This window comes from Allobosea sp. NPDC055332 (assembly GCF_053645455.1).
In genome coordinates this window covers 808013-814301 of sequence record NZ_JBSHMO010000004.1, presented here as the reverse complement: position 1 = coordinate 814301, position 6289 = coordinate 808013, and the positions used below count along the sequence as shown (strand labels likewise).

Annotated in this window: 6 protein-coding genes; all 6 read right to left on the bottom strand. The window is 66.7% G+C overall.

Annotated elements, in window-relative coordinates; all coding sequences use genetic code 11:
- Positions 1 to 185: 185 nt before the first annotated feature.
- From ACWIGM_RS25405 to ACWIGM_RS25380, 6 genes are read right to left on the bottom strand one after another with little or no spacing between them, the layout of a single operon-like run.
- Positions 186 to 1034: a carbohydrate ABC transporter permease gene (locus tag ACWIGM_RS25405; protein WP_454028742.1), complete on the bottom strand. Its 849-nt coding sequence runs from the start codon at positions 1032 to 1034 to the stop codon at positions 186 to 188.
- A complete protein-coding gene (locus ACWIGM_RS25400; RefSeq protein ID WP_454028741.1) occupies positions 1031 to 1984 on the bottom strand; it encodes a carbohydrate ABC transporter permease in 954 nt (317 codons plus the stop codon). The genes ACWIGM_RS25405 and ACWIGM_RS25400 overlap by 4 nt, the downstream gene beginning before the upstream one ends.
- A 6-nt stretch (positions 1985 to 1990) precedes the next feature.
- Positions 1991 to 3256: an ABC transporter substrate-binding protein gene (locus ACWIGM_RS25395; RefSeq protein WP_454028740.1), complete on the bottom strand. Its 1266-nt coding sequence runs from the start codon at positions 3254 to 3256 to the stop codon at positions 1991 to 1993.
- 59 nt (positions 3257 to 3315) lie between these two features.
- A complete protein-coding gene (locus ACWIGM_RS25390; protein ID WP_454028739.1) occupies positions 3316 to 4260 on the bottom strand; it encodes a nucleoside hydrolase in 945 nt (314 codons plus the stop codon).
- The gene (locus tag ACWIGM_RS25385) at positions 4257 to 5207 is read right to left on the bottom strand and encodes a nucleoside hydrolase (protein WP_454028738.1); all 951 of its coding nucleotides are present in this window, start codon (positions 5205 to 5207) and stop codon (positions 4257 to 4259) included. The genes ACWIGM_RS25390 and ACWIGM_RS25385 overlap by 4 nt, the downstream gene beginning before the upstream one ends.
- Positions 5204 to 6229, bottom strand: a complete 1026-nt coding sequence (locus ACWIGM_RS25380; RefSeq protein ID WP_454028737.1) for a LacI family DNA-binding transcriptional regulator — start codon at positions 6227 to 6229, stop codon at positions 5204 to 5206. The genes ACWIGM_RS25385 and ACWIGM_RS25380 overlap by 4 nt, the downstream gene beginning before the upstream one ends.
- Positions 6230 to 6289: the final 60 nt, after the last annotated feature.

Here is a 6289-nt window from a genome sequence, read left to right as displayed (position 1 = left end):
AAGCGCTCCGCCCTCTTCCGGAGCGCTCCCGCCAAAAACCACCCCACAATAACCACCACGACAGCATTGTCAGCCAACCAGAACGCTGATTTTCAGAGCCCCCCGCGACAAAATATCAACCTGCCCAAAACAGCAGACCGCCGGCGCAGTCTGAGACAGCGGTCACCCAGGCCATCGGCGATTGGCTATTTCAGTCCGCTCGTGACGAAGTTGCGGATGTAGAACTTCTGGAAGAGCAGGAATGGCACCAGCGCGACCAGGCCTGCGAGCGTGGTCGAGGAGAACAATCGCCCCCATTCCGTGCCTTCGAGGCTGATATTGCGCGCGATCGCCACCTGCACGAGCGTGTGCTCGGGCGACGGCGCCGCCACCAGCGGCCAGAAGAACGCTTCGAACTGGTGCATGAACAGCATGATGCCGCCGGTCAGCACCACTGGCCACGAGATCGGCAGCGCGATCTTCAGCCAGATATGTCCCCAGGAGGCGCCGTCGACCCGCGCCGCCTCGTAGAGCTCACGCGGCAGGCCGGCGAAGAACTGGCGGAACATGAAGATGACGAAGCCGTTGGCGAGGTCCGGCAGGATCAGCGCGGCGTAGGTATCGATCAGGCCGAGACTCTGCACGAGGATGTAGAGCGGGATGACGATCGCCTCGAACGGCATCATCGCCGCCGCCAGCACGAAGGCGAAGATCACGTTCTTGAAGCGGAAGTCGAAGACCGCGAAGGCGAAGCCGGCGGCGGCGTTGACGACCACCCCGACCACCATCGTGGTCAGCGCGACGAAGAGCGAATTGCCGACGGCGCGCGGGAAGCCGGTGCCGATGAGCGAGGTGTAGTTCTCCAGCGTCAGCCGGTCCGGGATCAGCATGCCCCAGCCGAGGCGGCTGCCATGGGCGAAGATGTCCGCAGGCGGCCGCAGCGAGGAGACGACGAGCCAGACCAAAGGCAACAGCAGCACGAGCGCGATCAGCGACATCGTGACATAGCGGGCCGTGCCGAGCGCCAGCACGGTGGAGCGGCGATCGACGCTCATGCCTCGGCCCCTTCCTTGTCGCGGAACAGCCGAAGCTCGATCGCGGCGATCACGCCGATGATGACGAGGATGATCGTCGACAGCGCCAGCGAGCGCCCCCAGTTGATGAAGGTGAAGGCGTTCTCATAAGCGCGGAACATCAGGAGGTCGGTCGCGCCGTTCGGCCCGCCCTTGGTGATGATGTAGACCGGCGCGAAGAACAGGAAGTTGATCGCGGTATCCGCCACGAAGACAAAGGCGAGCGGCCGGCGCATCTGCGGCAGGGTGATGTGGACGAGCTGGTGCCAGCGGCTGGCGCCGTCGATCCGCGCCGCCTCGTAGAGCTCCCCTGGAATGCGATAGAGCCCGGCCAGCAGGAAGATCATCCAGTAGCCGCAGCCCTTCCAAGTCGCGATGGCGATCATCGTGCCGAGCGCCTGATGCTCAGAGAGGAAGAAGGGTTGGCGGCCGATGCCGATGCCTTCGAGGATGGCGTTCACCGGCCCGAGATTGGAATCCAGCATGATGTTCCACAAAACGGCGGTGAGGCCGGTGGAGAGCGTCATCGGCAGGAAGAAGGCGGCGCGGAAGAAGGTGACGCCCCTGCCGGGCGCCATCACCAGGATCGCGTAGCAGAAGGCGATCGCGATCTGCAGGGGGTTGATGATGATGTTGAAGATCAGTGTGACCTTGAGCGAATTCCAGAAGCGCTCGTCACCGAAGAGCTGAGCGAAATTCGTCAGGCCGCCAAAGGAGGTCTCGCCGGCGAGGTTCTGGGTGAACAGGCTGCCGCCGATGGCGATCACGATCGGCGTCAGCCGGAACAGGACGAGGAAGGCCAGCGCCGGCAAGAGGAAGGCGAGCAGCACCAGCGTACGCGGCTGCATCGGGTCGGACGAGCGGCGCCGCGCGATACGCGGCGCCTTCGAAGCGGCGACGGGGGCCGAAGCCCGGTCGGTCAAGGTAGTCATCTCCGGTCAGCCGCGGTACTTGGCGAATTCGCGGTCGATGTCGCGGGCGGCCTTCTTCAGCCGCTGCTCGACATTGGCGCCGCCCTGGATCTCGCGGAAGGCACCGCGCAGGATGTCCTCGTATTCGAGCCAGCCCGGCGTCGCCGGCCGCGGCACGGCGGTGTTCTCCATCTCGGAGCGGACGATACGCCAGCCGGGCGTGTCGAGCTCGGCGCCCATCGAATCCCAGACCGATTTCAGCACCGGCGGATTCGGCCGCAGGCGCGCCTGCGCCTCGACATATTCGGGCTGGGCGAAGGCCTTGATGAAGGTCTCGGCCGCGGCACGCTGCTTGGTGCGCGGGTTGAGGCCGATATGCCAGCTGCCGGTCGGCGTCACCGCCTTGCCGCCCTCGAAATAGGGCTGCGGCGCCACCGTCCAGTCGAGGTCCTTGCGCGCCGAGATCGAGGCGAGGCTCGGTGTCGTCGCGAGGTACATCGAAGCTCGGCCGGTCGCAAACATTTCGAGCGCGAGATTGGTGTCGAACACGCCGGTCGGCGTCACCTTATGCTTGTTGAAAAGGTCAGCGTAGAACTGCATCGCATCGATGAAGGGCTTGGAATCGACATAGCCGGTCGCGATCAGACCGTCCTCGCTCAGCACCTGCGCGCCCTTGGACTGCGGCAGGGTCAGGGCCTGATAGGGCCGGTCGGCCATCTCGAAGACGAGGCCCCACTGGTTCTTGGCCGGGTCGGTCAGCTTCCTGGCGGCTTCGAGCGTCTGCTCCCAAGTCCAGCGCTTGGCGACATCGGGCTCGGGCAAGGCGACGCCGGCATCAGCGAAGTGCTTGCGATTGAGGAACAGCACCATGCCGCTGCTGATATAGGGCAGCGTCATCAGCTTGCCCTTGTAGGTGCCCTGCGCCAGCGCCGCCTTGCTGTAGCGGCCGAGATCATTGCCGAGGATGCCGTCGAGCTCGGCGAGATGCTTGCGGATCGAGTAGGAGGCAGTCAGCGGGCCGTCGGCGAAGAAGATGTCGGGCAGCGGCGAGCGCGCCTGCAGCCGGACCTCCAGTGCCGGGAACAATTCGTTGAACGGGATGCGCTCGAGCTTCAGGCCGATCGTCGGGTTGTTCTTCATGAACATCTCGGCCATCGGCGTGATGTGGCCCTCCGGCCAGCCGACCCAGATCACGTTGAGCTCGGTCTTGGCCTGGGCGCGCAGCAGCTGCGGCGCGGCGAGCACACTGCCGGCAGCGGTCATGCCCTTCAGAACGGTGCGGCGCGTCGTCATCCAATCCTCCTGATCAGTCTTGTTCGTTGCAGGCAGCAGGCCAGTCGAAGCAGGCGCGTTCAGCCGCGCCCGTAGCTCGCGATCGTCTCGATCACATGCCGGGTCGCGGCCGGGCCATCCATGCGGATGCCGGCCTTGACGTTGGCACGCGGCGGCTCCGGCTCGTCCGGCCGCCGTGTGACATTGCGCTGGTCGGCCACGGTCATGCCGCGCAGCAGCGGGCTCGCCAGCTCGACCTGGATGTGGAAGGCGCGGTGCTCCACGAGGTCCGGCCGCACGAACGGCACGAAGGCGCTGGGATCGTGCATCGGCGAGATCGGCTTGCCGTAGCGGGCCTCGTTGCGGGTAAGATAGAAGTCGAGCATGCCGGCGACGGTCTCAGGCACCGCCCCGCCCGCCTGCCGCAGCAGTTCGGCATGGCTGCGATCGAGGATCGCCTGGCGGGTGAAGTTCAGGCCAGCGAGATAGATCTCGGCATCGCAGGAGAAGACGGCCGCCGCCGCTTCCGGATCCTTCAGGATGTTCGCCTCGGCGTAAGGGGAGGCATTGCCGATATCGAGGCTGCCGCCCATGATCGTGATGCATTTCAGCCAGCGCGCCAGCCGCGGCTCGGTCCGCAGCGCCACCGCGACATTGGTCAGCGGGCCGATGGCGGCAAGCACGAGCTCTCCTTGAGCCTTCTTCGCCTGCTCGATGATCATCGTCACCGCATGCATGTCGACCGGCCGGCGCTTCGAATCGGGCAGGTCGGCGCCGTCGAGGCCGCTGGCGCCATGGATCATCGAGGGCGCGAAGCTGCCGACCAGCGGCGCGCCCATGCCGCCGGCGACGGGGATGTCGAGCCTAGCGAGCTCGCAGATCTTCAGCGCATTGCGCGTGGTGTTCTCGACGATCGAGTTGCCGAACACCGTGGTCAGGCCGCGCAGCTCGAAATGCTTGGCGGCATAGAGGATGGCCATGGAGTCGTCATGGCCGGGATCGCAGTCGATGAGCAGCGGGATCATGGGCGGTCATATCCGAGGATGGTGTCGATAACGGCGTCGACGCAGGCCTCGCCGTCCACGGCGACAGCGACATCGCAATTCGCCGGCCGGCTGGCGCCGGGCTGGTCGTGGTCGCGGCGCATCGGCCTGGAGTCGCAGGCGGTCATGCCGCGCAGCGGGCCGTCGCCCAACTCGATATGCACAGGCAGCGCCTGGAAGGTGATCAGCTCCGGCCTGACCAGCGGGATGACGGCGCAGGGATCGTGCATCGCCGCGGTCGGCGTGCCGTAGCGCTCCTGCATCTTCGCGAGATAGAAGGCGAGCAGGTCGGCCATCACCGAGGAGACGCGGCCACCGCCCTGGCGCAGCCTGGCGATATGGCGCTCGGCGATCCCCGCCTGGCGGGTGATGTTGAGCCCGACCATGCTGAGCGGCACGCCGGCGCCAAAGACGATCGCCGCCGCCTCCGGGTCGCAGACGATGTTGAACTCGGCATAGGGCGTGCGGTTGCCGCTGGTGGTCGAGCCGCCCATGATCGCGATCGACTTCAGCCAGCCGACGAGCTTCGGCTCCAGCCGCAGCGCCAGCGCGACATTGCTGAGCGGCCCGATCGCGATCAGGCTGAGCTCGCCCGGCGTCGCCCGCGCGGTCTCTATGATGAAGTCGACGGCATGGCGGTTCAGCGGATCGTAGCTTGGCGCCGGCAATTCGGCGCCGTCGATGCCGGTCGCGCCATGGACATAGGCGCCGTCGAGCGGCGGCTCGATCAGGGCACGGTCGAGGCCGGGCACCACCGGCAGCTTCAGGCCCGCCAGCGTGCAGATCGCCAGGGCGTTGCGGGTCGAGTTCTCCAGCGAGGAATTGCCGGCGACGGTCGTCAGCCCGACCACGTCGAGATGCGCGGCGGCATACAAGATCGCCATCGCATCGTCATGCCCGGGATCGCAATCGATGATGTAGCGGGTCATGCGGGCCTTCCAGGGTTGGTTGCAGGCGTCACGGAGAGGCGCTCGACCAGCACCGGCTCCAGCGCCAGCGCGCGCGGCAGCGGCCGGCCATGGTCGAGCAGGCCGACCAGCAACTCGGCCGCCTTGACGCCGATGTCATAGGCCGGCTGGCGGATCGTCGTCAGCGGCGGCGAGGTGAAGGCGGCGATGTCGATGTCGTCATAGCCGATGACCGCGAGGTCCTCCGGCACGCGCAGGCCGCGTTGCTGTGCCGCGCACATCGCGCCGATGGCGACGAGATCGTTGAAGCAGAAGATCGCATCCGGCCGCTCGATGCCGCGACGGTCGAGCAACTCGGCCATGGCGGAGTGGCCGCCGCCGACCGTGAGGTCGGACTCGATCATCAGGGCCGGGTCGAGCGGCATTCCGGCAGCGGTCAGGGCAGAGGCGAAACCGGCCAGGCGCTCGGCGCTGCGCGGATGCTCGGCCGGGCCGGTGATGCAGCCGATGCGGTGGAAGCCCTTGCCCGCCAGATGCGCCCCGGCGAGCCGGCCGCCACGCAGGGAATCGTCGTTGATCAGGCAGTCGACGCGCGGGATCGTCGTGTCGAGCGCGATGACCGGCACCGTCTTGATCTGCTCGAGCCGGCGGAAGAAGTCCGAGCTGGCATTGCTGGTCATCACCAAGAGCGCGTCGATGCGCTTCATCATCAGCGTGCGCAGATAGGCGGTGAGCTTCTGCGCGACATCGCCGGAATTGCACAGCATCAGGCTGTAGCCGCGATCGAAGCAGCCGGTCTCGACGCCGCGGATCACCTCGGCGAAGAACGGGTTCGTCGAGCTGGTGACGATCATGCCGACGGTTTGGGTGCGGTTGCTCTTCAGCGCCCGCGCCACGCCGCTCGGCTGATAGCCGAGCCGCTCGATCGTCGCCTGGACCTTCTCGATGGTGCCCGGGTTCACATGGCGTGTGCGGTTGACCGCATGGGACACCGTGGTCACCGAGACCCCGGCGGCGCGGGCGACATCCTTGATCGTCACCATCGCTGGCACCCGGCAAGACAACGCCCCGCGGCCGCGCGCAACGTTCGCCGGTGCAGCGCC

Excerpts from the sequence above, each read along its gene's own strand:
- ACWIGM_RS25405 (WP_454028742.1), bottom strand. The coding sequence starts at position 1,034 with ATGAGCGTCGATCGCCGCTCCACCGTGCTGGCGCTCGGCACGGCCCGC.
- ACWIGM_RS25400 (WP_454028741.1), bottom strand. The coding sequence starts at position 1,984 with ATGACTACCTTGACCGACCGGGCTTCGGCCCCCGTCGCCGCTTCGAAG.
- ACWIGM_RS25395 (WP_454028740.1), bottom strand. The coding sequence starts at position 3,256 with ATGACGACGCGCCGCACCGTTCTGAAGGGCATGACCGCTGCCGGCAGT.
- ACWIGM_RS25390 (WP_454028739.1), bottom strand. The coding sequence starts at position 4,260 with ATGATCCCGCTGCTCATCGACTGCGATCCCGGCCATGACGACTCCATG.
- ACWIGM_RS25385 (WP_454028738.1), bottom strand. The coding sequence starts at position 5,207 with ATGACCCGCTACATCATCGATTGCGATCCCGGGCATGACGATGCGATG.
- ACWIGM_RS25380 (WP_454028737.1), bottom strand. The coding sequence starts at position 6,229 with ATGGTGACGATCAAGGATGTCGCCCGCGCCGCCGGGGTCTCGGTGACC.